This is a genomic window from Rudaea sp. 3F27F6 (assembly GCF_005503555.1).
Taxonomy (GTDB): domain Bacteria; phylum Pseudomonadota; class Gammaproteobacteria; order Xanthomonadales; family Rhodanobacteraceae; genus Rudaea.
In genome coordinates this window covers 741,845-764,771 of record NZ_SCNG01000002.1, presented here as the reverse complement: position 1 = coordinate 764,771, position 22,927 = coordinate 741,845, and the positions used below count along the sequence as shown (strand labels likewise).

Annotated in this window: 15 protein-coding genes; 9 read left to right on the top strand and 6 right to left on the bottom strand. The window is 64.3% G+C overall.

Translation table 11 applies throughout. The features are described 5' to 3' along the window. Nucleotides 1-115: 115 nt before the first annotated feature. The 3 genes from FFS30_RS11100 (at nt 116) to FFS30_RS11090 (ending at nt 6,088) form a co-directional block, all read left to right on the top strand. Nucleotides 116-1,102, top strand: a complete 987-nt coding sequence (locus FFS30_RS11100) for a malate dehydrogenase (RefSeq protein WP_137913192.1) — start codon at nt 116-118, stop codon at nt 1,100-1,102. A 209-nt stretch (nt 1,103-1,311) separates the two neighbouring features. Further along, nucleotides 1,312-3,807, top strand: coding sequence for a prolyl oligopeptidase family serine peptidase (locus FFS30_RS11095; protein ID WP_137913191.1), 2,496 nt, complete (start codon nt 1,312-1,314; stop codon nt 3,805-3,807). A gap of 205 nt (nt 3,808-4,012) precedes the next feature. Continuing rightward, entirely contained in the window at nt 4,013-6,088 is a 2,076-nt protein-coding gene (locus FFS30_RS11090) for a S46 family peptidase (protein WP_137913190.1), read from the top strand. Between the two features lie 12 nt (nt 6,089-6,100). Here FFS30_RS11090 and FFS30_RS11085 read toward each other — a convergent pair whose 3' ends face one another. Beyond that, a complete protein-coding gene (locus FFS30_RS11085) occupies nt 6,101-7,525 on the bottom strand; it encodes a hypothetical protein (RefSeq protein ID WP_137913189.1) in 1,425 nt (474 codons plus the stop codon). Nucleotides 7,526-7,706: 181 nt separating this feature from the next. Here FFS30_RS11085 and prpE point away from each other — a divergent pair, with 181 nt between their 5' ends. Then, entirely contained in the window at nt 7,707-9,608 is a 1,902-nt protein-coding gene (prpE, locus tag FFS30_RS11080) for a propionate--CoA ligase (RefSeq protein WP_137913188.1), read from the top strand. A gap of 62 nt (nt 9,609-9,670) precedes the next feature. Here prpE and FFS30_RS11075 read toward each other — a convergent pair whose 3' ends face one another. Beyond that, nucleotides 9,671-10,468 carry a hypothetical protein gene (locus FFS30_RS11075; RefSeq protein WP_137913187.1) on the bottom strand — a complete coding sequence of 266 codons (798 nt, stop codon included), beginning with the start codon at nt 10,466-10,468 and terminating at the stop codon, nt 9,671-9,673. Nucleotides 10,469-10,689: 221 nt separating this feature from the next. Between FFS30_RS11075 and prpB the strand changes: the two genes are divergently transcribed. The 3 genes from prpB to prpC all read left to right on the top strand — a co-directional run bounded on the left by prpB (nt 10,690) and on the right by prpC (nt 13,422). Beyond that, nucleotides 10,690-11,580 (top strand): methylisocitrate lyase, encoded by an 891-nt coding sequence (gene prpB / locus FFS30_RS11070; protein WP_137913186.1) that lies wholly within the window; start codon nt 10,690-10,692, stop codon nt 11,578-11,580. Next, on the top strand, nt 11,573-12,199 hold the full coding sequence (locus FFS30_RS11065; RefSeq protein ID WP_137913185.1) for a hypothetical protein: 627 nt from the start codon (nt 11,573-11,575) through the stop codon (nt 12,197-12,199). Before prpB ends, FFS30_RS11065 begins: the two co-directional genes overlap by 8 nt. Before the next feature lie 65 nt (nt 12,200-12,264). Then, entirely contained in the window at nt 12,265-13,422 is a 1,158-nt protein-coding gene (gene prpC / locus FFS30_RS11060) for a 2-methylcitrate synthase (protein ID WP_137913184.1), read from the top strand. 27 nt (nt 13,423-13,449) lie between these two features. Here prpC and FFS30_RS11055 read toward each other — a convergent pair whose 3' ends face one another. Next, complete coding sequence (locus tag FFS30_RS11055) at nt 13,450-14,883, bottom strand: hypothetical protein (protein WP_137913183.1); 1,434 nt, start codon at nt 14,881-14,883, stop codon at nt 13,450-13,452. Nucleotides 14,884-14,889: 6 nt separating this feature from the next. Next, nucleotides 14,890-17,214 (bottom strand): GH92 family glycosyl hydrolase, encoded by a 2,325-nt coding sequence (locus FFS30_RS11050; protein ID WP_137913182.1) that lies wholly within the window; start codon nt 17,212-17,214, stop codon nt 14,890-14,892. Nucleotides 17,215-17,457: 243 nt separating this feature from the next. On the opposite strand from FFS30_RS11050, the gene FFS30_RS11045 reads away from it, so the two are divergent. Further along, nucleotides 17,458-18,276 (top strand): hypothetical protein, encoded by an 819-nt coding sequence (locus tag FFS30_RS11045; protein ID WP_137913181.1) that lies wholly within the window; start codon nt 17,458-17,460, stop codon nt 18,274-18,276. 248 nt (nt 18,277-18,524) lie between these two features. Here FFS30_RS11045 and FFS30_RS11040 read toward each other — a convergent pair whose 3' ends face one another. Beyond that, on the bottom strand, nt 18,525-19,265 hold the full coding sequence (locus tag FFS30_RS11040) for a M15 family metallopeptidase (protein WP_137913180.1): 741 nt from the start codon (nt 19,263-19,265) through the stop codon (nt 18,525-18,527). Between the two features lie 223 nt (nt 19,266-19,488). Between FFS30_RS11040 and FFS30_RS11035 the strand changes: the two genes are divergently transcribed. Further along, a complete protein-coding gene (locus tag FFS30_RS11035; RefSeq protein WP_137913179.1) occupies nt 19,489-20,610 on the top strand; it encodes a TIGR03118 family protein in 1,122 nt (373 codons plus the stop codon). Nucleotides 20,611-20,656: 46 nt separating this feature from the next. Here the strand turns inward: FFS30_RS11035 and FFS30_RS11030 are convergent, their stop codons facing one another. Further along, on the bottom strand, nt 20,657-22,705 hold the full coding sequence (locus tag FFS30_RS11030) for an NADPH-dependent 2,4-dienoyl-CoA reductase (RefSeq protein ID WP_137913178.1): 2,049 nt from the start codon (nt 22,703-22,705) through the stop codon (nt 20,657-20,659). Nucleotides 22,706-22,927 lie beyond the last annotated feature (222 nt).

Sequence of the window (22,927 nt, the reverse complement as noted above, 5' to 3'; positions counted from 1 at the left end):
CGAGAAGTGAGCGGTGAGCGGCAACGGCTCGAGCCGCTTGCGCTCTTTCCGCTCACCGCTGACTGTTCACCGCTCACTTGAATCTGAGAGATCACGTTTCCCAGGAGTCATGCCTATGAAATCCCCCGTCCGTGTTGTCGTCACCGGCGCCGCCGGCCAGATCGGTTACGCCCTGTTGTTCCGCATCGCCGCGGGCGACATGCTCGGCAAAGACCAGCCGGTGATCCTGCATCTGCTCGAAATCACGCCGGCGCTGCCCGCGTTGCAGGGCGTGGTGATGGAACTCAACGACTGCGCGTTCCCGCTGCTCGCCGGCGTCGTCGCCACCGACGACCTCAGCGTCGCGTTCAAGGACGTCGACTATGCGCTGCTGGTCGGCGCGCGTCCGCGCGGCCCGGGCATGGAGCGCAAGGATCTGCTCGAAGCGAACGGCGCGATCTTCTCGCCGCAAGGTAAGGCGCTCAACGACCACGCCAAGCGCACGGTACGTGTGCTCGTCGTCGGCAACCCGGCCAACACGAATGCGCTGATCGCCCAGCAGAATGCGCCGGACCTCGATCCGGGCCAGTTCACCGCGATGGTGCGCCTCGACCACAACCGCGCGCTGTCGCAGCTCGCCGAGAAGACCGGCGCGCATACGACCGATATCAAAAAGGTCACGATCTGGGGCAACCACTCGTCGACCCAGTACCCGGACATCCACCACGCGACGGTCAAGGGCAACGCGGCACTGAGCCTGGTCGATCAGACTTGGTACGAGAAGGATTTCATCCCGGTCGTGCAGCAGCGCGGCGCGGCGATCATCAAGGCGCGCGGCGCCTCGTCGGCGGCGTCGGCGGCGTCGGCCGCGGTCGATCATATGCGCTCCTGGGCGCTCGGCACGGAAGAGGGCGACTGGGTGTCGATGGGCATTCCGTCCGACGGTTCCTACGGTATTGCGCCGGGCGTGATCTACGGTTATCCGGTCACGGTGAAAGACGGCAAGTACTCGATCGTGCAGGGTCTGGCGATCAACGACTTCTCGCGCGCGCGTATGGATGCGACCGAGAAAGAGCTGCGTGAGGAGCGTGCCGGCGTGGAGCATCTGTTCGCCAAGAAATAATTCGCGCTGCGTCGCCGCAGCATGACGAATGGCACAGGCCGCCCCGCGAGGGGCGGCCTTACATTTTGTGGTTCCGTATTTCCGTCGTCCCGGCGGTGCCCGAATTCCGGGCCGTAGCGCCTGCCGCGAGTGCAGGCAGGCCGCGCGAGTCGAGCGGCCGTGTTTCGGCGACGGAGTTCTTCAGCGCGGCACCGAGGGAGGCCATACAGATGATTCGCAGCGGCGGATTCCATTCGTTCTTCGCATTCGTTTTCACCGGTGCGGCGGCACTGAACGCGGCGCCCGCGAGCGCCGGCTACGATCAGCCGCCGAAGCCTCTGCTCGACGTGCTGCATGCGCCGTCGCCGCCGGCGCCGTTCGTCAACTCGCAGGGCAGCAAGATTCTGCTCGTGTCGCCGCTGCAGTATCCGGCGATGTCGCGCGTGGCCGAACCGTTCCTGCGCCTTGGCGGCGTGCGCGTCGAACCGCGCAACCGCAGCCGCCACGATACGCCGGCCGGCTACGGCATCCGCGCGTGCATGCACGACTTCACCCTGGTCGATGTCGCCACCTCGAAGGAAACCAAGGTCGCCTTCCCGCAGGGCCTGTGCCCCGCCGCGCCGTCGTGGTCGGTCGACGGCACGCAGTTCGCGTTCGAGAACGCCGCGGCCGATTCGGTCGAGCTGTGGATCGGCGATGCGAACACGGGAGAGATTCATCGCATCGACGGCGTGCGCCTCAATCCGATGTTCGACGATGCGGTGCAGTGGCTCGGCGGCGCCAAGTCGCTGCTGGTCAAGCTCGTGCCCGAAGGGCAGGGTGCGCCGCCCGCGGACAGCGGCGTGCCGGCCGGACCCGATATCCAGGAAGCGATCGGCGAGAAGGGCGAGAGCAGCACCTACGAGGCGCGCGACACGCTGAGCGGCAAGCACGACGAAGACCTGTTCGATTACTACGGTGCCTCACAGCTTGCTGTCGTCGACGCGGCGAACGGCAGCGTCCGTCGCGTCGGCAAAGCCGCGTTGTATACCGGCGTTTCCGTCGCGCCCGACGGCAATCACGTGCTCTATCAGGCGATCAAGCGTCCGTATTCGTACGCAGTGACTTATGAGCGGTTTCCGCACGACGTCGGCGTGCTCGATCTCGCGCACGACAAGGTGCAGGTGATCGCGTCGCTGCCGCTTGCCGACCGCGTGCCGGTGCACGGCGAGCCGCTCGGCCCGCGCGATTTCGACTGGCGCGCGAACGAACCTGCTACGCTGGTCTGGGCCGAGGCGCTCGACAACGGCGACTGGAAGGTCAAAGTGCCCGCGCGCGACAAAGTGATGATGCTCAAGGCGCCGTTCACGGCGAAACCGGCCGAGATCCTGCGCACCGAACAGCGTTTCGTCGGCTTTGCCTGGGGCGCCGCGCCGTCGCTCGCGTTCATGATGGAGATCGATGCGAATCGCCACTGGCGCAAGACGTCCATCGTCGACGTCGATGCGCCGAAGCAGAAGCCGCGCGTGCTGTGGGACATGTCGAGCGATGAGCGCTACAAGAATCCGGGTTCGTTCGCGTTCCGCCGTTTGCCGAACGGCGCCTATGTCGTGCGCCAGGACGGCGACGACGTGTATCTGCGCGGACAGGGCGCGTCGCCGCAGGGCGACCGGCCGTTCCTCGACCGGCTCAATTTGAAAACGCTGACGAGCGAGCGCCTGTTCCGCAGCGATGCGTCGGCGTTCGACCGCTTCCTCGCATTCGGCGCGGCGCCGGGGCAGTTCATGACCTGGCACGAGTCGATCACCGATCCGCCCAATGCTTTCATGCGCACGCTCGGCGAGAAATCCGCCAATGCCGCCGAGGGCGAGGCCGCATTCGCCTCGACAGCAGCCCCGGTCACGCATGTGCCCGATCCGACGCCCGAGCTGCGCAAGATCAAGAAGCAACTGGTCAAGTACAAGCGCGCCGACGGCGTCGATCTGTCGTTCACGCTGTACACGCCGCCCGACTACAAGGAAGGCACCAAGCTGCCGGCCGTGCTTTACGCGTATCCGCTCGACTATGCCGATTCGAAACAGGCCGGCCAGGTCTCGGGATCGCAGCAGACGTTCACGCGTCTGCCGCCGTACCGCCTGCTGCTGCTGGCGGGCTACGCGGTGATCGACAACGCGGCGTTCCCGGTCGTCGGCGATCCGAAGACGGCATACGACACGTATCTGGAACAGCTCGTTGCCGACGCCAAGGCCGCGGTCGACAAAGCAGTGGAACTCGGCGTCGTCGATCGCGAGCGCATCGGCGTGACCGGCCACAGCCACGGTGCACTGATGACGGTGAATCTGCTCGCGCACTCGGACCTGTTCCGTGCGGGCGTGGCGACGAGCGGCTCGTACAACAAGACGTTGACGCCGTTCGGCTTCCAGAACGAGCGGCGTTCGATATGGGACGCGCAAAAAGTATACCTGGACGTTTCGCCGTTCTTCTATGCGGACAAGCTCAAGCTGCCGCTGCTGCTCGTGCACGGCGAGGACGATGCGAATCCCGGCACCGAGCCGGTCCAGGCGCGCAAGCTCTATCAGGCCGTGCGTGGCAACGGCGGCACGACGCGCCTGGTGATGCTGCCGCATGAGCCGCACTGGTACACCGCGATGGAATCGAACGAGCAACTCGTTGCCGAAATGCTCAAGTGGTTCGACCGCTACGTCAAAGACGCAAAGCCGCGCGAGAAGCCGGCCGCGGCGCACTAGAAGAAGCGCTTTCGTGACCTCGGAAGAACAGGCGGCGTCGCGGACGCCGCCGTCTTCGCTCCATCCGCCTTGATCGATCGTGTTCGGCAGCCGCCTTTCTGCGTCGGTGATGCCGGCTAGGCTTATCTGAAAGGCATGTTGCCCCGCGTATCGACAGTACCGACGCCAATCGAAACAATCCGCCTACCTTCATCGGGGGAATCCCATGCTCCAAGCAACCCGTTACGCCCAGCTCGCCCTTGCCATTGCCACCGCCGTGGTCGCCATCGGAGCGTCCGCCGCCGAAGGCATGTGGACGCCTGACAATCTGCCGCTCAAGGAACTCAAGGAAAAGTATAAATTCACGCCCGACGCGCACTGGGCGGAACACGCACAGCGCGCGGCGCTGCGTCTGGCCGGCGGCTGTTCGGGTTCGTTCGTCTCGCCGACCGGTCTCGTGCTGACCAATCATCATTGCGCGCGTTCCTGCGTGCAGCAGCTTTCCACGGCCGATAAGAATTTCGTCAAGGCCGGCTTCTACGCGAAGGACGAGCAGGCCGAGATCAAGTGTCCCGAGATCGAACTCAACCGCCTCGACACGATCACCCACGTCACCGACCGCGTGCGCAAGGCGACCGACGGCAAGAGCGGCGAGGAGTATTCGAAGGCCGAAAAAGCGGTGAAGTCGGACATCGAGAAAGAATGCGTCGGCAGCGACAAGGAAGCGACGCGCTGCGACGTGGTCGATCTCTATCACGGCGGCGTCTACGATCTGTACAAGTATCACCGCTATCAGGACGTGCGCCTGGTTTTCGCGCCGGAAGAGGCGATCGCTTTCTTCGGCGGCGATCCGGACAATTTCAATTTCCCGCGCTACGACCTCGACATGGCCGTGCTGCGCGCGTACGAAGGCGACAAGCCGGCCAAGGTCGCCGACTACTTCCCGTTCTCGAAGAACGGCGCCGAGGAAAACGAGATGACGGTGACGGTCGGCAATCCCGGCGGCACCGATCGTCAGCTCACTGTCGCCGAGCTCGAATCCACGCGCGACATCGACCTGATTCCGCGTCTGTTCGACCTGTCCGAACGCCGCGGCATATTCACTCAGTTCCGTAGCGAAAGCGCCGAGAATGCGCGTGTCGCGCAGAACGACCTGTTCGGCGTCGAGAATTCGTACAAGGCGCTCAAAGGCCGCCTCGAAGCGCTGCAGGATCCGCAGGTGTTCGAGCTGAAGCGCAAACAGGAAACCGATCTGCGCAGCTACGTCGATGCCGATCCCGCGCGCAAGGCCAAGTACGGTGCGGCTTGGGACAATATCGCCAAAGCGATGGTGACCTACCGCAATCTGGAAACGCCGTTCAAATACACCAATCTCAGCGGCACGAAGTATTTCGCCTACGCGCGCACGCTGGTGCGCGCGGCGGCGGAACGGCAGAAGCCGAATGCCGAGCGCCTGCGCGAATTCACCGAGTCGAAGCTGCCGAGCATGACCCAGAGCCTGTTCTCGACCGCGCCGGTGTACCCGCAGTTCGAGAAGGTCAAATTCGCCTACGCGCTGACCAAGATGCGCGAACATCTCGGCACCGACGACGCGTTCGTCAAGCAGGTGCTCGGCAAGGAGTCGCCCGACGCGCTCTCCGCGCGCCTGATCGATGCGACCAAGCTCGGCGATCCGGCTGTGCGCAAGGCGTTATGGGAAGGCGGCGCCGATGCGATCGCGAAGTCGGACGATCCGTTCATCAAGCTCGCGATCCAGGTCGATCCGGAGACGCGCAAGCTGCGCAAGCAGATGGAAGACGAAGTCGAGTCGGTCGTCGACAAGAATTCCGAACTGATCGCCGCGGCGCGCTTCGAGAAGTACGGCACCAGTGTCTATCCCGATGCGACCTTCACCCAGCGCTTCTCGTTCGGCGAGGTCAAGGGCTGGGACGAGAAGGGCAAGTGGGTCAAGCCGTTCACCGAGATCGCGGGCGCGTTCGCGCGCGCGACCGGTTTCGATCCGTTCGCGCTGCCGCAGTCCTGGCTCGACGCGCAGAAGGCGCTCAACGGCAAGCAGCGCTTCAACTTCGTCACGACCAACGACATCATCGGCGGCAACTCGGGCAGCCCGATGATCAACGCCAAGGGCGAAGTCGTCGGGCTGGTCTTCGATGGCAATATCCACTCGCTCGGCGGCGACTACTGGTTCGACGACAAGTTGAACCGCACTGTGGCGGTGCATTCGGGCGGCATCCTCGAAGTGCTGCACAAGATCTACAAAGCCGAGCGGCTGACCAAGGAACTTGAGTCAGCGCGCAAGTAGTCCGCGGCGGGTTCAGCGCATCGAGGCGGCCCAGTCCGGGTACGCCTCGATCGCGTCGACGAAATTGTGAATGACGTCGGTATGGGCGTCTTCCTGCCATCCGCCGAGTTCGGCATGCGTCGGCAAGTCGCGCGCGCGGCCCTGCTCGTCGATGGCGTAGGCGGCGAAGTTCAGCGCGGCGCGCGCTTCGCGCGCGAGTTCGCTTGAGCCGGTCGCCTTGGCATACATCGCCAGCACCGCGCCGTAGGTCGAATTGACCCCGCCCCAGGCGTCGTGGTCTTCGTCCTGTTCGTGGCAGACACGCACGCCGAACTCGACGTGGGTCATATCGCGGCGCACGAAATCGATCAGGGTTTTCGCGTCCGCGCGCCAGTCCGGATCGAGCGCCGAGCGCTTTTCGAGCAGATAGCGTGCAAGGCTCAGCGGCGCCCAGGCGGTGCGATTCGCCGGATTGTCATGGTCTTCGAAAAACTGCGCGAACAGTGCGCCGTTGCCGGCCGCGCTCGGAATCTGCGTTTGCTTGATCCAGCGCCAGAGTGCGTCGCGCTTGGGCTTGAACTGGATATCGCCGCGCGCAACCAACTCGTCGTAGAGGCGCAGTGCGAAGACGAGATTGCCCGAAACCGGGCCGCGCGCTTCACCGTTGCGAGTGTCGACGCGGAACGGCCACGGCGAGTGCGTCGCATCGCCGTCGATCTGATTCTTCGCGAGCACGTCGGCGATGTGTCGCGACATGTCGAGGTACTTTTTCTCGCCGGTAGCGTCGTACAGCCGCAGCAGCGCGTAGCCTGCGAGCGCGCCCTTGTCGGGCTGGATTTCGTACGGCCGATCATTCTGCGAGCCGCTGTCCGCGGGCTGCGGAAAGTGCTGGCGCCGTCCGGTCGAATGCGGGAATCGCGGATACGGCCCGCTGGCAGGCGTCAGGTCCTGCTCGATCAGATAGTCGCCCATCGCGCGCGCGATGGCGAGCGTGCGCGGGTTGTGCTTGCCGCGCAACGCGTAGAACTTCAGATAGGAAAGAATGCCGGCTGCGTTCTGCGTTGCCGGAATCGTGTCGTCGCGCTCGGTCGGTTTCCAATTGCCGTCGAGAAAGGTCGTCGTGACGAAAACCGGGTAGCCGTGGTCGAGCGGCGCGGTTTCGTAGAAGCGCATTTCGCGGTCGAGTGCGGTGTTCCAGTCGATCCACGGCAGCAGATTGCCGGCCGCATCGAAGCGCAGCTCGTGTCCCGCGAGTCGAGGCGCGTCGGCGGTTGCCGCGGCCAGGGCCGGGATCGGGCTTGCGGCCGACGCAAGCAAGGCCAGCGCCGAAGCGCAGATCGCACGCGAAACCTGCGCGCGGGCCGAGCCGAGCCGCTGCGACACGCGGCCAGCGACGGCCTGATCCGAGCCAAAGAGCGGGCGTCGGGCAGACAGCCCGAAGAACGAATTCAAAGACATGCTTTTCCCCGAAAGAAAGTACCCGATACGAGCATAGACGACTTGGCGCAATTGATCCAAAGTCGCAAGCGACCTTGGCCCGGAACTGTGAGATCGTTGGCGAAGGGCGGCCTACTTTGCGTTGTGCGCCTTTGCAAATATCGTTCGATTGCGGACCATCGCTTTGGGATTGGAGTGTGCCATGAGCTACGAATCCGAATATCGCCGTTCGATCGAGCGCCCCGAGGAGTTCTGGGGCGAGCAGGCGCAGCTGATTCACTGGCACAAGCCGCCGCAAAAAATACTCGACTACACGAACCCGCCGTTCCGCAAATGGTTTGTCGGCGGCGAGACGAATGCCTGCTACAACGCGGTCGATCGGCATGTCGACGCGCGTGGCGATCAACTTGCGCTCGTCGCCGTTTCGACCGAAACCGGCGTCACGCGCGAAGTGACTTATCGCGAGCTGTACCGCGAGGTGAACACGTTCGCCGCGGTGCTCGCGTCGCTCGGCGTCGCCAAAGGCGAACGTGTCGTGATCTATATGCCGAACATCGCCGAGGCGGTGTTTGCCGTACTCGCCTGTGCGCGGCTCGGAGCGATCCACTCCGTCGTGTTCGGCGGCTTCGCCGCGCACAATCTGGCGCTGCGCATCGACGACGCGCAGCCGAAGCTGTTGATCATGGCCGATGCGGGCATGCGCGGCGGCAAGGCGATTGCGTACAAGCCGCTCGTCGATGCGGCGCTCGCCGAGGCGAAGAGTCCGCCGCCGCACGTGCTGATCGTCTCGCGCGGGATCGACCGCGACCTGCAGCGCCTCGCCGGCCGCGATCTCGACTATGCCGAATTGCGCAAGACGTATGCAGACGCCGAGGTGCCGGTCGCCTGGCTCGAATCGAATGAGCCGAGTTACATCCTCTACACCTCGGGCACGACCGGCAAGCCGAAGGGCGTGCAGCGCGACGTCGGCGGTCATCTCGTCGCTCTGGCGTTGTCGATGCGCGCGATCTTCGATGTGGGGCCGGGGCAGACGATGTTCTCGACATCGGATGTCGGCTGGGCGGTCGGCCACAGCTACAACATCTACGCGCCACTGATCGCGGGCGCGACCTCGCTGCTCTACGAAGGTCTGCCGGTCAGCCCCGACGCGGGTATCTGGTGGCAACTCTGCGAGAAGTACCGCGTGCGCACGATGTTCTCGTCGCCGACCGCGATCCGCGTGCTGAAGAAACACGACGCGGCATTTTTGCGCAAATACGATCTATCCGAGCTTAAGTATCTCTTCCTTGCCGGAGAGCCGCTCGACGAGCCGACCGCGAAGTGGATTTCCGCGGGACTCGGCAAGCCGGTCATCGACAACTACTGGCAGACCGAAACCGGCTGGCCCGCGCTGTGTCTGCATCCGGGGTTCGACCTCAAGCCGATCAAGTTCGGCTCGCCGGGCCTGGCGAATTTCGGCTACCGCTATCGAGTGATCAATGAGACGACCGGGCTCGACTGCGCGCCGAACGAGAAGGGCGTACTCGTCGCCGTGCCGCCGCTGCCGCCGGGCTGCATGACCACGATCTGGCGCGACGATGCGCGCTTCCTGCAGAGCTATTTTTCCCATTTCAAGGAATTGCTCTACTCCTCGCTCGATTGGGCGATCCGCGACGAGGACGGCTACACCTATATCCTCGGCCGCACCGACGATGTCATCAATGTCGCCGGCCACCGCCTCGGCACGCGCGAGATCGAAGAATCGGTGTCGAGTTTCGCCAGCGTCGCCGAAGCCGCAGTGATCGGTGTCAAGGATGAGTTGAAAGGGCAGGTGCCGATCGTCTTCGCGACGCTCAAGGCGGCGGTTGCCGACGCGGCGAACAAACGCGATGCGGCGAGCGGCATGCAGCAACGCGTCGTCGAGATGCTCGGCGGCGTAGCCAAGCCGGCGCGCGTCTATATCGTCAACGCGCTACCGAAGACGCGTTCTGGCAAACTATTGCGACGTTCGCTGCAGGCACTCGCCGAAGACCGCGATCCGGGCGACCTTTCCACCCTCGACGATCCGGGTTCGCTTGAGGAAGTGCGCAATGCGCTCAAGCGTGGGCCGGATGTCGGTGGCTGAGGCCCACGATGGCCGTACCCGGATGCGGGGCATCTGCCCCGATCCGACGAGTGTGTCCTCGATTAATCGCAGCCCGGCATTCCGGCCGCGCCCGTCAGCATGACAAGGCTTTCGGTTAGGTTGCCGTCCTTGCCGTTCAGGGTCGCCGTGGCCTTGCTGCAGCTCGTGAAAGTCAGCGACAGGGTACCCCAGGGCACCGGGGTTCGCACCGGTGCCTGGAACGTGCCGGAACTCGAATAGCTCATGTTCAACGTGATCGGCGTGCCGATGGTGATGGTCTTCGGGCCGGTATCGGAGACGAGCCAGAGCAACTTGCCGTTAGCATCGACGCCGAAGTAGGTGACGAGCAGGCCCGCGCTTGAAGGCAGCACGTTGAATCCCGTGCCGGTGTATTGGGGTTGATACCAGAGTCCCGCGTACGACGCAGTGTTGAGAGAGCCGGCCGGATCGACGCTGACGGAAGAATAGTTGGCGGTGAAATTGCCGCTGATCTGTGTCCCGTTAACGTTCCCTCCCCAGTAGCCGACGATGGAGTTGGTGGGGATACTGGAAGGGTTACTTGCGGCAGACCAATAATAGGAAGCCGAACTCGCCGAATTGCACGAGATCAAGTATGAAGTCGGGTTTTCCGTGCCGCTGGACCGGTAATGGAGGAACTTCGGCGTGCTCAAGAAATCGCAGGTCACGTTGCCCTGGGCGTCGATGGCAATCGTCACCGTTCCGTAGTCGTCGCCGGAATAGATGCCCGTATAGGTACCTTGGGTGATGGGGCTGGCATGACTCGCGCGGCCCGCGACGAGCAGCAGAACGATCAACACCCAGCCAACGCTGCGAAAACGGGCGAAAAGAGACATCTTCATATCGACTACTCCATTCAAATCGAACTGTCGGCTATTCCCCCCACGGGCCTATTGTGCCCCGGGTGTCGTTGCAATTCATCCTTTGGGCGTGCCGGCGCGTTCGGCATGTGGTGCGGATCGACGATGCGCGCGGCGGCGAATATCCCAAGACTTGAGCGGTTTGATCAAGAGCGGATCGGGCTTGATGGTAAAATCTGCGGCCCGTCTTCAAGGAGATTCGCATGAGCACGTCGTCCGCCGGCAGGAAGTTTCGTGAAGCGCTTGCCGCCGAATCGCCTTTGCAGGTCATGGGGGCGATTACCGCGTATGCCGGTCTTATGGCCAAGCGCGTCGGCTATAAGGCTCTGTATCTCTCGGGCGGCGGTGTTGCAGCGAATTCGCTCGGCATGCCCGATCTGGGCATTTCGACGATGGAGGACGTGCTCACCGACGCACGCCGTATCGTCGACGCGACACAGATGCCGCTGCTGGTCGATATCGATACGGGTTGGGGCGGCGCATTCAACATTGCGCGCACGATCCGTTCGTTCATCAATGTCGGCGTCGCCGCCGTACATATGGAGGACCAGGTCGGACAGAAGCGCTGTGGCCATCGTCCGGGCAAAGAGGTCGTGCCGAAAGAAGAAATGGTCGACCGGGTGAAGTCGGCCGTCGACGCGCGCACCAATCGCGATTTCGTCATCATGGCGCGCACCGACGCCGCGGCGGTCGAAGGCATCGACGCGGCGATTGAGCGCGCCGTGGCCTACGTCGAGGCGGGCGCCGACATGATTTTCCCCGAGGCGATGAAGACGCTCGACGACTACCGCAAGTTCAAGGCCGCAGTGAAGGTGCCGATTCTCGCCAATCTGACCGAATTTGGCTCGACGCCGTTCTTCACCACCGAGGAATTGAAATCGGTGAACGTCGATATCGCGCTCTACTGCTGCGGTGCGTATCGCGCGATGAACAAGGCCGCGCTGAATTTCTACGAGATCACGCGCCGCGACGGTACGCAGAAGGCCGCGCTGCCGACCCTGCAGACGCGCGAGGAGCTTTACGATTTCCTCGGCTACCACCGCTACGAGCAGAAGCTCGACGAACTGTTCGCCGCGGAAAAACCCCATGGCTGAAGGGGGGCCGAGACCCGATGCGGGCGCGGCGTCTCGTGCGCCGCGCAACTGGGACGCGCTCGCTGCAGTCGTTGCCGCGCTGATCGGTTTTCTCGCCCTGTGCGTTTCCGCCTACACGGCCTCGATCCAGCGCCAACAGGTGCGCGCGCAGGTGTGGCCTTACCTCGAAGGCGGCAACTACGACGAGGATCAGTCGTTCGTCCTCGTCAACAAGGGCGTCGGCCCGGCCATCGTGCGCAGTGCGCAGATTTTCATCGACGGCAAGCCGCAGCCGAACTGGAATCAGGTGCTGCAACTTCTCGGTTTGGAGCCGCACGGATTCTCGCAATCGACGATCAATCCGAGCGTGCTGACGCCGACCGAGCAGCTCAGGGCGATCAAGTTCAACGACAGAGTCGGTGCGTCGGAGGACGAAAAGAAAAAGCAGACGGCGCGCTGGGAACAGTTCCGCGCGCAGGCAGAGAAACGCATGACGATCGACATCTGCTTCTGCTCGACCCTCGACGAATGCTGGATGTACAGCGACCCGAATCCGATCGGCTACAAACGCTACACGCAACTGGTGAAACCGGTCGAGCGCTGTCCGCAGATCGCGGCGGCCGAAATGTTCGTCAACTGAAACGCGGCCCGCGGCGAGCGTGCTTTGCGACCCGGGCTCAGGAATACAACGAAGGAGAGAACGAAGTGAGCGAAACGAATGCGCAAACCCCCTTCAAGCCGAAGAAATCGGTGGCCTTGAGCGGCACGCTGGCCGGCAATACGGCGCTGTGCACGGTCGGCCGCAGCGGCAACGACCTGCATTACCGCGGTTACGACATCCTCGATGTCGCCACGGCATGCGAGTTCGAGGAGATCGCGCATCTGCTCGTGCACGGCAAATTGCCGACTGCCGCCGAGCTTGCCGCGTACAAGACCAAGCTGATCGCCCTGCGCGGCATTCCGGCCTCGGTCAAGGCCGCACTCGAACAGCTGCCGCCGTCGGCGCATCCGATGGACGTGATGCGCACGGGTGTGTCCGCGCTCGGGTGCGTGTCGCCCGAGAAGGACGACCACAACCACCCCGGCGCGCGCGACATCGCCGACAAGTTGATGGCCTCGCTCGGCTCGATGCTGCTCTACTGGTATCACTACAGCCACAACGGCAAGCGCATCGAGGTCGAGACCGACGACGATTCGATCGGCGGCCATTTCCTGCATCTGCTCCACGGCAAAGCGCCGAGCGAGTACTGGGTGCGTGCGATGCACACCTCGCTGATCCTCTATGCCGAGCACGAGTTCAACGCGTCCACGTTCACCGCGCGCGTGATCGCCGGCACGGGCAGCGATTTCTACTCGTGCATCGCCGGCGCGATCGGCGCGCTGCGCGGTCCCAAGCACGGCGGCGCGAACGAAGTCGCGTTCGAAATCCAAAAGCGCTACGACACGCCCGACGAAGCCGAGGCCGACATCCGCAAGCGCGTCGAGAACAAGGAAGTCGTGATCGGCTTCGGCCATCCGGTCTACACGGTCAGCGATCCGCGCAACAAGGTGATCAAGGAAGTCGCGCGCGATCTGTCCAACGAAGCTGAGAACACGAAGATGTTCGACATCGCCGAGCGTCTTGAGTCGACGATGTGGGAAATCAAGAAGATGTTCCCGAACCTCGACTGGTTCAGCGCGGTGAGCTATCACATGATGGGCGTGCCGACGGCGATGTTCACGCCGCTGTTCGTCATCTCGCGCACCTCGGGCTGGAGCGCGCACGTGATCGAGCAGCGCATCGACGGCAAGATTATCCGCCCGAGCGCGAACTACATCGGACCGGAAGACCAGAAGTTCGTGCCGATTAGCAAGCGCGGGTAGAAGACGGCAAAGGACCGGCCGGTGCGCTCAGCTTGCGCCGCCGGTTCTCGCCTCATCGCGTGGCGGCAGCCAACGGCATGCCGCCCACGCGATGACCAGGCAGAGGCTGGCCAGCACGCAACTGAAAGCCAGGTGCGAGTGCTTGGCGAATTCGAAGTAGCCGTCGCCGAACAGGGCGACCATCGGCACGCCGATCGAGGCGACGGCGCACATCGCGAGATACGCACGCGCCGCGGGACTCGCGCGCAGGCGCAGAGCGCCGAGCAGGATCAGCCACGGCAGGCACATGAGGAAAGTCGCCGTTGCCGCGCCGGTGCCGAACCATTGCGAGAGACTTGGCTGCGAACTGGGCAGCGAGCCGTGCTCTTCGCCTTCCACGAGGCCGAGGTAATCAGGAATCCACGGTAGCATCTTGTCCGGCATCTGCGCGAAGGCGCGCGCGAGTGCAACGGGTTGCATCAGCAGCGCAAGCCGTGCGCGCGCGTCGGACAGTTCCTTGATGCCGCTGCAGGTGCGCTCGAACGGCGCCGGTACGCGATACACGCCGGCCGGGCTTGCGTAGGCGGCGCAGGCTTCGCTCACGCCGAGGCGCGCGGCGGTCTCTTTCGGATCGTCGACGTTGAGCAACAGCGGGCCGAGCACGAAGTCGCCGCGGTTGGTCGTGGCGATGCCGTCCATGAGTCCCGCAGATTGGTGGCGATTGACCGCGGCAGCCGTGGCTCCGACCACGCTGCCGACGCACAGGAGCAAGGCCAGCGTGCGCGCGTTGCCGCAGGTGATCACCAAGACGGCGAAGCCGAGTAGCGCAGGCAGGGCGACGTGCTGGATCTTGCTCGTCGCGAGCAGGCAGGCGCCCAACAAGACCGCGAAATAAGCGCCTCGCCCGGGCCGCATCAGAGCGAGCGGGACCGAAGCGAAACAGAGGTAAAGCCCGAGCACGGCCGCCGGTTCGGCGTAGAACGAATTGAAGTAGAGCGAGTTCGCCGGATCGAAGACGACGAAGGCGAGTGCGGCGAGACTCGCGAGCGCAGCGGTCGGCGAACCGGCTTTCATCCATGCGCGTGCCGCCCACGCGCCGACCAGGCACCAGACGAGCACGCGCAGCACGCCGAGCTTGCGGATCGAATGCACCGGCGGCCCGCTGAAATGTTCGCTTACGCGCCATGCCCAGCTCAGCGGCGCGGTGAGGAGCAGGTCGGATGTCCAGTAGCAGGAGTCGGATATGCTTTGGAAGGAATACAAGCGCAGCGGCGCGGGCGCGTTGCCCGCATCGGCCCTGACACCGGGGCGGTGTGGCGCGAGGTCGAGGCACATGCTGAAGCGGATCTGGTCGTAGTTGTTCGCCAGTCCGAGCAGCGGCGCATGCAGCACGAGGCCGATGCCGCGCACGAAGGCGACGGTGAATAGGGCGAGCAGCGCAATGCGCAGCGCGAGCGGCGTGGCGTGTTTTTCCGCAGGCATCGTCGGTTACTTGCCGGCTGTCGGCGACGATGGCCGTGCCTTTTGCGCGACGCCCCAAGACTTGTTCGGCTGTGCCTGCATCTCGAAGTGCAGCTCGCCGCCCGCGAGGAGTTCGCCGTGGCGCAACCAACTGCGTTCGAGCGGCTGACCGTTGAGCGTCGCCTTGCCGACAAAGGGATGCGCCGCGTCGAGCGGTGCGGCGGATATCGTGAACATCTTGCCATTGCTCAGATGGATCGCCGCGCGCTCGACGAACGGCCGGCCGATCGCGTATTCGTCGCTGCCCGGCGCGACCGGATAGAAGCCGAGCGCGGTGAATACGTACCAGGCCGACATTTGGCCGAGATCGTCGTTGCCGGCGAGGCCGTCGGGCCGCGGCGCGTACTGGCTGTCCATGATCTGCTGCAGACGCGCCTGGGTTTTCCACGGTGCGCCCGCGTAGTCGTAGAGATAGGCCGTGTGATGGCCCGGTTCGTTGCCGTGCGCATACCAGCCGATCAGGCCGGTGATGTCCTCGACGTGCTTGAACTGCGCGGGATCGACTTTCGCGTCGAACACCTGGTCGAGCTTGGCGATGAATTTTTCGTCGCCGCCGAACGCTTTGATCAATCCGGCGACGTCTTGCGGCACGTACCACGAATACTGCCAGGCGTTGCCTTCGGTGTAGTCGCTGCCGTAGCCGACCGCGGCCGGATCGAACGGCTGCTTGAACTTGCCGTCGGCGAGCCGCGCGCGCATAAAGCCGGTCTGCGCGTCCCAGGCATTGCGCCAGTTGCCGGCGCGTTTGGCGAAGCTCGCGGCGATGTCGCTCTTGCCCATCGCGCGCGCCATCTGTGCAATCGTCCAGTCGTCATAGGCGTATTCCAGCGTCTTCGAGGCGCCTTCGGGCTCCTTGTCGATCGGCACCCAGCCGAGCTTCATATAGTCGCCGAGGCCGCCGTAGGGCGCGTAGCTCGCGCTCGCGACCATCGCCGCAAGCGCCCGCTCAGCGTCGAAACCGCGCACACCTTTGACATAGGCGTCGGCGATCACCGCGACGGCGTGGTAGCCGATCATGCACCAGGTTTCCAGGCCCTGATATGCCCACACCGGCAGGATGCCGAACGGGCTCGCTTCGCGTGCGGCGATCAGTGAGCGCACGAACTGCGCGCTCGATTCGGGCTTGAGCAGCACCATCAGCGGCTGCTGTGCGCGATAAACGTCCCAGAGCGACCAGGTCGAGTAGAACTCGCCGTCCTGCATGCGATGCACCTGATTGTCCGGGCCGCGATATTCACCGTTGACGTCGGAGGCGAGCGCAGGCGACAGCATCGCGTGGTACAGCGCGGTGTAGAAACTCGTGCGCATCGGCGCGGGCGCATCGATGTCGATCGCGGCGAGCGCGGCATTCCACGAGGCCGTCGCTTCGGCGTGGCGCGCGTCGAAATCCCAGCCGCTGCCGTCGCGATCGAGATTGGCGATCGCGTTGGCTTCGCTGACCGACGAGATCGCGACCTTGACGATCAGCGGCGCCTTCAGCTCGCCGAACTCGAAAACCCCGACGAGGGCTCGGCCTTGCTGCGCATCGCGATCTTGCGCCTGATTGCCGGGGCCTTTGAAACCCTTGTAGGCGACGTCGGTTTCGCGGTTGTACAGCGTACGCGTGCGCATCGGCTGCGACGTGCGGATCGCGAAACACAGCTCGCGTCCGGGCGCCCAGCCGCGCGTCGTGCGGCAGCCTGTGATCGTGCCGTCGCCGCGCACGCGCAACGACGACCAGAGCACCTTGCCCGGATAGTCGTAGATACTCGGACGCAGATCGAGCAGCAGATGCGCCGGCTTGCTTTGTGGAAAAGTATACCGATGCCAGCCGATGCGGCTGCCTGCGGTCAGTTCGGCGCGCACGCCCGCATCGGTCAGCGTCACCGCGTAGTAGCCCGCCTGCACGACTTCGTCGTCGTGCATGTAGCGCGAACGATAGCCGCTGCCCGGTTGCGCGGGATCGCCCGGCTCCAGCTTCGCCTCGCCGCTGCCCGGCATCAGCAAGACGTCGCCGAGATCGGAATGCCCCGAGCCGGAGAAGTGCGTATGCGAGAAGCCGAGGATCGACGTGTCGCCGTATTGGTAGCCGGCCGCCCATTTGTAGGCCTGCTTGAAGTTCGGCATCGCCGTGTCGGGCGAAAGCTGAATCATGCCGAACGGCACGGTCGCACCCGGAAAAGTATGCCCGTCGCCGCCCGTACCGATGCGTGGATCGACCTCGGTCGCATGGCCTTCCGTTGCCGCATTGGCGACGACAGGTATCGTGCAAAATGCAATCGACAACAGCAGGCGGGAAAATGCAATGGACATCGTCTGCGGCTCGCATAGCGGTCGGAACGCCGCACTCTAACAGCGATTGCGTCGCCGCTCGACGGGAATGCGTTTGTCGTATCGCGAACTTCGTCGTTGCATCGCTGTGCCGAATCGGCCTACCATCGAAGCGTTGCGAGGTGTGCGGATGGAACGATCGTGCGCCTGTGTTCCGCCGGGCAGGTTGCGATGCATGGCGGACTCGAGGGGGAGGGGCTGTTGCCTAACTCCATGGAGTCCTAAATGACACGTTTGCCTGTTCGCTTTTTTGCCGTTTCTTTTTCCGCTGCACTATGCGCATGGTCCGTCGGCGCGCGCGCCGCGGATTCCACGCTCGCGCTCGACCCGGTCAGCATCTGGCTCGGCGCCTACTATCCCGACACCAAGCTCGATTTCACCGTGCGCGACCGCAGCGCGGGTTTCGACAGCGGCAAACTCAAATACGATGCCGGCAATACGACGTTGCCGCGCGCGCGCATCGATATCCTTCTGTTCGGCACGCAAGGCTTGTCGTTCGATTACTACCGTTTCGATCGCAGCCGCACGGAGACCCTCGGCAGTCCGCTCGATCTTGGCGGCGGCAACGTCGTGCCGAACGCGATGGCGCGCGGCAAGTTCACCGTCGACATCGGCAATGCCTCGTACCGCTGGTGGTTCGGCGGCGACAGCGACGTCTTCGGCGTCGGCATCGGCGCGGCCTACTACAAGGTCAAGGCCGGCCTGTCGGCTTCGGCGACCGTGAACGGCCAGAATTATTCGGCCGACTATCGCTATACCGAGGACGCGTTCGCGCCGCTGGTCACCCTGGGCTATCGCCATGCGTTCTCCGACCAACTGCGTGTTTATCTCGACGCGTCCGGCGTGAAGAAGAATTCGGGCAGGCTCGGCGGCCACATCTACAACGCCGCGCTCGGCGTGGAATGGTTCCCGTGGCACAACATCGGCATCGGCGCCGAGTACGCGGCCACGCGCGTCCGCCTCAACGCCAACCGCAAATCGATCGACGGCGATCTCGACATGCGTCTCAACGGACCCTCGGCGTACCTGCGCCTGAGGTTCTAAGCGCTGCGGTCCGGTTTCCTTTCTCTTTGGCTTCCGCTGCCGGCTCCGCTTCGGGCCGGCATGCGGAACAGCGCGCCGCGCTGCGACGCTCGCCCGCTCAGCTTCGTCCAAGGCATCGCCACGTTGAATCGCGATGGCGGCGATCGAGTTCCGCAATCCTCCGAGAGCGGGGTGATGCCGCCACAGCGTTCGGTTTGCCGCAGGTGCGGCGGAGCTGCGAATTCGGTACGGATTCGCAGCTCTCCTTTCTAGCGCGCGGCGGAGATGTCCTCGAAACGCTGATTGCCGATCGCGTAGGATTTCCAGTCGCGATAGTCGAAGTGCCACCACTCGTATTCGTAGACGCTGAAGCCCTCGGCTTCCATGCGCCGGCGCAGCAGTTCGCGCCGCGCGCGCTGCGCTTCGGTGCCGCCGGCGTAGCTCGGGTAGGCGCGCTTCGACATCTCGTCGTAGAGGCTCGGCATCTCGACGGCCTTGCCGGTTTTCAGATCGTACAAAGTCAGGTCGACCGCGCAGCCGCGGTTGTGGCGCGAGCCGGTGGCCGGATCGGCGACGAACTCATGTTTGTCGGGCGGCGTTGCGTCCCAGAATATCTTGGTCACGTACCACGGCCGGTAGGCGTCGTGCACGAGCAGGCCGTAGCCGTCCTGCGCCAACGCATGCTCGACGCGTACGAGTGCTTCCGCCGCAGGACGCTGCAGAAACGCGCGCGCCTGACTGTAGAGCGGCGTGCCGAGGAAATTGCGCGTCGTTGCGTAGCGAATGTCGAGTTTGATTGCCGGGTCGAGGGTGACGAGTTCGACCAGATCGGATTGGCGAAATTCGCCTTGCTCGGCCGGCGGTTTTGCCGCCAGCGCGGCCGGCAACAATTCCGCAACCGGGCGCACCGGGTCGATATGGAAGAACGGCGCCGGGTCCGGTTTCTGCGCCGGGGCGCAAGCAACAGCGAACACAGTCAACGCAAGTGCGAGAGCGAGGCGGCATTGCATGCGTGCATTTCCGATCTGTGGCAGCGGGTGCGGTCATATTAGCCGAGCGCGTGGTTGTGGAGACGTCGCGTGGATGGGAATTACCGTGTGTTGTGTCGACGTGCGATGCGCGTCACATCGATCCGTGGATTGAACCTGTAGCGCACAAGGCGGAATAAACCTTTGCCACCGCCACCAACGTGCTGTGGTAGCGCAATCAGGGGGCAGTCAACCGGAGATTGCTATGTCTTTTTTCAAACCCCGCACGCGCCTCGTTGCCGCATTCGTTGTCGCTGGAGTCGCCATCGCCGGCGCCACGCCAGTGCTGGCGAGAGACAACAGCGCGTATCAAGTGCATACGCTGGTTTCGGACGGTTCGATTCCCGCCGACCATACCGATCCGAACCTCGTCAACGCCTGGGGCATCGCCTTCAATCCGACCGCCGTGGTCTGGGTCGCGAACAATCACAGCGGCACTTCGACCTTGTACGACGGTGCAGGTAATCCCGCCTCGCTCGTCGTCGCGATTCCCAGTCCGACCGTGGCCGACGGCGGCAGCCCGACCGGCATCGTCTTCAACGCATCGAACGGATTCACCGTGAGCAACGGCAGCACGAGCGGACCGAGCCGTTTCATCTTCGCCACCGAAGACGGCGTCATCGCCGGCTGGGCGCCGAACGTCGATACGGCACATGCGCTGCGCGCGGTCGACAATTCGGCAGGAGGCGCGATTTACAAAGGTCTCGCGCTCAGCGCGGGAGGCAGCGGGCAGCTGCTTTACGCAACCGATTTTCACAATGCCAAAGTCGATGTATTCGACGCCAAATTCAGCCCGGTCACTCTGCCCGCAGGGGCGTTCACCGATCCGCGCATTCCTTCAGGCTACGCGCCGTTCGGCATCGCGGCGATCAACGGCGATGTCTACGTCACCTACGCCAAGCAGGACGCCGCCAAAACGGACAACGTGAGCGGCCCCGGTCTCGGCTATGTCGACGTGTACGATCCGAACGGCAGACTGCTGCGCCGCGTCGCTTCGCGCGGTCTGCTCAATGCGCCGTGGGGCATCGCACTCGCACCGGCCGGTTTCGGCCGCTTCGGCGGCAGCCTGCTGGTCGGCAATTTCGGCGACGGCCACATCAATGCGTACGATCAGACGTTCGGCCTGCCGCTCGGCAGCCTGCGCGACTCACAGCGCAGGCCGATCGAGATCGACGGCTTGTGGGGCATCAGCTTCGGCAACGGCTTCGCCAGCCAGCCGGTCGATACGCTGTTCTATGCCGCGGGCCCCGGCGACGAAGCGCATGGCGCGTACGGACGCATCGACGCCGTGTCGGGCAGCGGCTACATGGACGCGAACGACGATTGATCTTCCGGCAGGGGGAACGTGCGGGAGCGCGGTTCGTGCGGCGCGATCAAAGCGTTGCCGCGAGCCGCGTTCCCTGCGCGATTGCGCGCTTGGCGTCGAGTTCGGCGGCGACGTCGGCGCCGCCGATCAGATGGGTTGCGATGCCTGCCGCCTGAAGTCCTGCGTAGAGATCGCGGCGCGGTTCCTGGCCGGCGCAGACGACGACGTTGTCCACTTGTATACATTGCTCCACGCCGTCGATCGTGATGTGGAAGCCGGCGTCGTCGATGCGCTCGTAGTTCACGCCGCCGATCATCTTCACGTTTTTCATTTTCAGCGCGGCGCGGTGCACCCAGCCGGTGGTCTTGTTGAGGCGCTTGCCGGGCGCCCCCGGCGTGCGCTGCAGCAGCCACACTTGGCGTTCGGCGGGCTCGGGCATCGGCCTCGCCAGGCCGCCGCGCTGCGCATAGCTCGGATCGACGCCCCATTCGTGCGACCAGCGCGCGATGTCCGTCGTCGGCGACGGTGCAGCCTGGGTCAGGAACTCGGCAACGTCGAAGCCGATGCCGCCGGCGCCGACGATGGCGACGCGTTTGCCGACGGGTTTGCGCCCGAGCACGACATCGACGTAGCTGAGCACCGTCGGATGGTCGGCGCCGGGCAGGCTCAGCGCACGCGGGGTGATGCCGGTGGCGAGCACGACCGCGTCGAAACCGCCTAGAGATTCGACCGTCGCCGTGGTGTTCAGGCGCAAGTCGACGCCGGTGTCTTCGATGCGATGGCCGAAGTAGCGCAGCGATTCGGAGAATTCCTCCTTGCCCGGAATGCGCTTGGCGAGATTGAACTGGCCGCCGATCTCCGCAGCCGCGTCGATCAGGCTCACTGCATGGCCGCGCTCGGCCAGAGTCGTGGCGCAGGCGAGGCCGGCCGGCCCGGCACCGACGACGGCGATCTTCTTCGGCGCGGCGGTTTTCTGCACGATCAGTTCGGTTTCGTGGCAGGCGCGCGGATTGAGCAGGCACGAGGCGAGCTTGGTCTCGAACACATGATCGAGGCAGGCCTGGTTGCAGGCGATGCAGGTGTTGATGCGCGAGCTGCGCCCGGCGCGCGCCTTGTTCACCCAATCCGCATCGGCGAGCAGCGGACGCGCCATCGACACCATGTCGGCATCGCCGTCGGCGAGAATTTTCTCGGCGACCTCGGGCATATTGATGCGGTTGGTCGCGATCAGCGGCAGCGCGACTTCGCCTTTGAGCTTGCGCGTCACCCAGGCGAATGCGCCGCGTGGAACGCTGGTGACGATCGTCGGCACGCGCGCTTCGTGCCAGCCGATGCCGGTGTTGATGATCGACGCGCCGGCCGCTTCGATCTTCTTCGCGAGCTGCACAATCTCGTCCCAGCTCTGCGCGTCGTCGACCAGATCGAGCATCGACAGGCGATAGACGATGATGAAGTTCGGCCCGACCGCCTGGCGCGTACGGCGCACGATCTCGACCGCGAATCGCTGACGGTTCTCGACGCTGCCGCCCCAGTCGTCCGTGCGCATGTTCGTGCGCGCGGCGACGAACTGGTTGATCAGATAGCCTTCGCTGCCCATGATCTCGACGCCGTCGTAACCGGCGTCCTGGGCGAGCTTCGCGCAGCCGGCGAAATCGTCGATGGTGCGTTCGACGCCGCGTGTCGACAGCGCGCGCGGGGTGAACGGCGTGATCGGCGACTTGATCCGCGACGGTGCGACCGACAGCGGCTGATAGGCATAGCGGCCGGCGTGCAGAATTTGCAGGCAGATTTTGCCGCCGTCGGCGTGTACGGCGGCGGTGATCTTGCGATGCCGCGCGACGTGCCAGGGCAGGGACAGCCGGCCGCCGAACGGCTTGAGCCAGCCTTTGACGTTCGGCGCGATGCCGCCCGTTACCATGAGCCCGACGCCGCCGCGTGCGCGCTCGGCGAAATAGGCCGCGAGTTTGGCGAAATCCTGTGCGCGATCCTCAAGGCCTGTGTGCATCGAACCCATCAGCACGCGGTTCGGCAAGCTGGTGAAACCGAGATCGAGCGCGGTGAAAAGATGCGGAAAATACGTGTTGGACGCGGGCGGAGTCTGCGCGGCGGCTGGCATGAAATATCGAACGTCCGTTTGAATTCGTGCACAATGCCTTGATCCTTATCGGCTTGCAAGTCTTCGCGCAATACTTGCAATTATGCTTGGCCTGGACATCAGCCCCGCTGCATCGGCGCATGCGTGTCGCCACCAACGGACTTGCTTCGGCGGTCGGCGCTGCGCCGTTTCTCTGTGTCGTTTATTCCCGCCTTTGAGCGCACACCAAAGCCGCGCCCGATA